The organism is Candidatus Magnetobacterium casense, from assembly GCF_019173545.1.
Classification (GTDB): Bacteria; Nitrospirota; Thermodesulfovibrionia; order Thermodesulfovibrionales; family Magnetobacteriaceae; genus Magnetobacterium; species Magnetobacterium cryptolimnobacter.
Window position 1 is genome coordinate 1 of the sequence record NZ_JABXWD010000429.1, and the last position, 2,689, is coordinate 2,689.

Annotated in this window: 2 protein-coding genes; both read right to left on the bottom strand. The window is 47.9% G+C overall.

From position 1 onward, the window contains the following. Positions 1–27: 27 nt before the first annotated feature. A complete protein-coding gene (locus HWQ67_RS15875; protein WP_218253662.1) occupies positions 28–648 on the bottom strand; it encodes a class I SAM-dependent methyltransferase in 621 nt (206 codons plus the stop codon). Between the two features lie 43 nt (positions 649–691). Continuing rightward, positions 692–2,449: an HD domain-containing phosphohydrolase gene (locus HWQ67_RS15880; protein ID WP_218253663.1), complete on the bottom strand. Its 1,758-nt coding sequence runs from the start codon at positions 2,447–2,449 to the stop codon at positions 692–694. Positions 2,450–2,689 lie beyond the last annotated feature (240 nt).

Genomic DNA, 2,689 nt, shown 5'->3' on the forward strand with positions numbered 1-2,689 from the left:
CCTTGTTCGTAGTGCATATGGACAAAATTAACCGTTCTTTTTTAGTACGAAGGCCTTCATAAAGCCCACGGGGTCACCACTTGTTACCTTGTCAATGGTAACGGGCTGTCCCTCTATGATGTCATCCAGGTTTCTTGTGACGCTTGCAAAGCCATAGCTCAGGATTGCATCTATGGGTTTAGCCACATTGGCAGGGATGTCGCCTTCCCTGAACAGGTGGTCGTAGACGAGTATCTGTCCGCCCGGCTTGAGTACGCGGACGACCTCGGCAAAGGCCTTTTTGGGGTTAAAGACAACCGTCAGAAACAGGCTAAGGATGGCCTTGTCAAAGGTGTTGTCGTCGTAGTAGAGGTCTTCTGCGTCCATTTTCTTGAGTCTGACGTTTTTATCCAGGCCCATCGCCTTGATCTTGAGTTTTCCGATACCGAGCATGACGTCGCTGATATCCACGCCCTCAACTACAACATCCTTGGGCAGAGCAGACAGGTCATGACCCGTCCCCACCCCGGGGACAAGGACACGGTCTCCGGCATTGAAGTTGAGCATGTTTATTGCCTTCTTGCGATTGCCCCTCAGCGGCAACATCAGCGCCGGGTAGAAGACCGGTATAAACGTGTTAAAGGATAGTAGCTTTACAATGTTCTTCATTTCATATTCCTCCTGTGGATTTTATTTTATTTTGGTGTCTCTGTTACACCATGAAGTCATACGTTACACCGTTGTACGTAAAGGGGTCTATCTGATAATCCTTCAGCTCTCTCCTTGCGTACTTCTGCAGCAGTCCGGAGCGGATAAAGAAGTCCACTATATCTTTATCTACATGGTTATCCTTAACCATCATGTTTATTATCTTAATACACTCCGAGAGTTTCTTTCCATGCTTATAGGGTCTGTCCCCTGCCGATAGTGCCTCAAAGATATCGGCTATTGCAATGATCCTCGACTGCACGGATAGAGAGTCGGCATCAAGACCGTTAGGGTATCCTGTACCGTCTAGTTTTTCGTGATGCTCACCGGCATATTCACAGACGCCTCTGAGTTTCTTTGGCCACGGCAGTCTGGCAAGCATTGCGTGTGTCAAGACCACGTGATTTTGGATAACATTACGCTCTTCTTCTGTCAATGTGCCTTTTCTTATGCTGAGGTTATATACCTCGTTTTCGGTCAGCAGGTTTTGTTGTACGCCATTTAGTGTAATCTGTGTGGTAGCAATGTCCTTTAGTCGGGCAATCAAGGCATCTGACATGAATTCTCCCCCCTGATTGATGAGCCTGAGGAAGTTGAGGTCTGAGGCGAGGCTGTTTATTCGCTCATCATAGACCTCCCTAAGCCTTGTTAGGTGTGCTTGTTTGTCGTCATTGTTGTCGGAGGATATTTCGGCGTGCTTTTTGAGATAGAACAGTTCAATGTCACGTATGAGTATTTCAAACTTTGCCTCTATGTAGTGAATCCTGTCGTAGATGGTTTCAAGCTTAGTGGCCTTGTCCACTACGTACTCGGGTGTGGATATCTTACCGATATCGTGCATCCATGCGGCTATTCTCAGTTCGTTGATCTCATCCTGGGATAGGCTGAAGTCTTTCCACCGGCCGTCGTTTGAGCTGTTGAGGCCCTGGGCAATATCGAGCGTGATCTCCGCCACACGGCGGATATGTCCACCCGTATAGGGGGACTTCTCATCAATGGCGCTTGCGATGCTCTTGATAAAGCCATCCATGAGGTTTTTCAGGTCACTGAGCAGGGAGGCATTGGTGATGGCCACAGCCGCCTGCGAGGCCAGTGACTCGATCAACTCCTGGTGGTCCACAGAAAACGGTATTATACCGCCTTCGCTATCCTGTGCGTTTATAAGTTGCAGAACGCCGATTATTTCGTTTTCATAGTTTTTCAGTGCCGTTACCAGCATGGACTTGGACCGGTAGCACGTGTTCTTATCAAAGTCCTTGCAGCCCTGGAAGTCAAAACCGTCTATCTCATAGACATCCGGGATGTTTAACGTTGTTCCTGTCAGGGCCACGTAGACGGAGACGAGGTGCTTGTTACCGGTGCCATCGGGTTTATACAGCTTCAGGGGTGGGAATGTGATTGCTTTGTCACTCGTACCACCCATCTGTAGTGCCAGCGTGCGATTTTGCAGTATCTTAAAGGCAATGGCTGTCTCATCGGGGGTCTTGATGTAGAGGGTAGCACCGTCGGAGTTTGTCAGCTTCATGGCCTCAACAACAATCATCTCCAGGAGGGCCTCTATGTTTTTCTCTGCCGACAGGGCGGTTCCTATCTTGAGCAGGTCACTTGCCAAGTGACTCTTTTGCGCTAACAGGGCCTGGAGTCTTGCAATTTCGGCGTCCTGTTGCCGGCCCTGCTGTTGCCCTGGCTGTTGCAATTGGCGCTCCGGTGTCCCCGAATTGTCCTCGACGATTGTCTCTCTGGCATCACCCGTAATTTGCATATGCCTCTATGATAGCATATTCATTTTACTTTTTGCTCAACCTTTTGTAACTGCATCAGGGCAATCGCATTAGAGAATTTTATGAATTGTTAATAGTTTGACAATGTCACATTTAAGTAAACATCAGGGATTGTCTGAACCACGATTTAACGGATTAAGGGATTATCAGGATTTGTGTTAAAGAAGACCTCATGTCTTTATCCTGTAAATCCTTTAATCTGTGTAATCCTGGTTCAGACA

Bases quoted from the DNA above. Each gene is read 5' to 3' on its own strand.
- HWQ67_RS15875 (WP_218253662.1), bottom strand. From the start codon at position 648: ATGAAGAACATTGTAAAGCTACTATCCTTTAACACGTTTATACCGGTC.
- HWQ67_RS15880 (WP_218253663.1), bottom strand. From the start codon at position 2,449: ATGCAAATTACGGGTGATGCCAGAGAGACAATCGTCGAGGACAATTCG.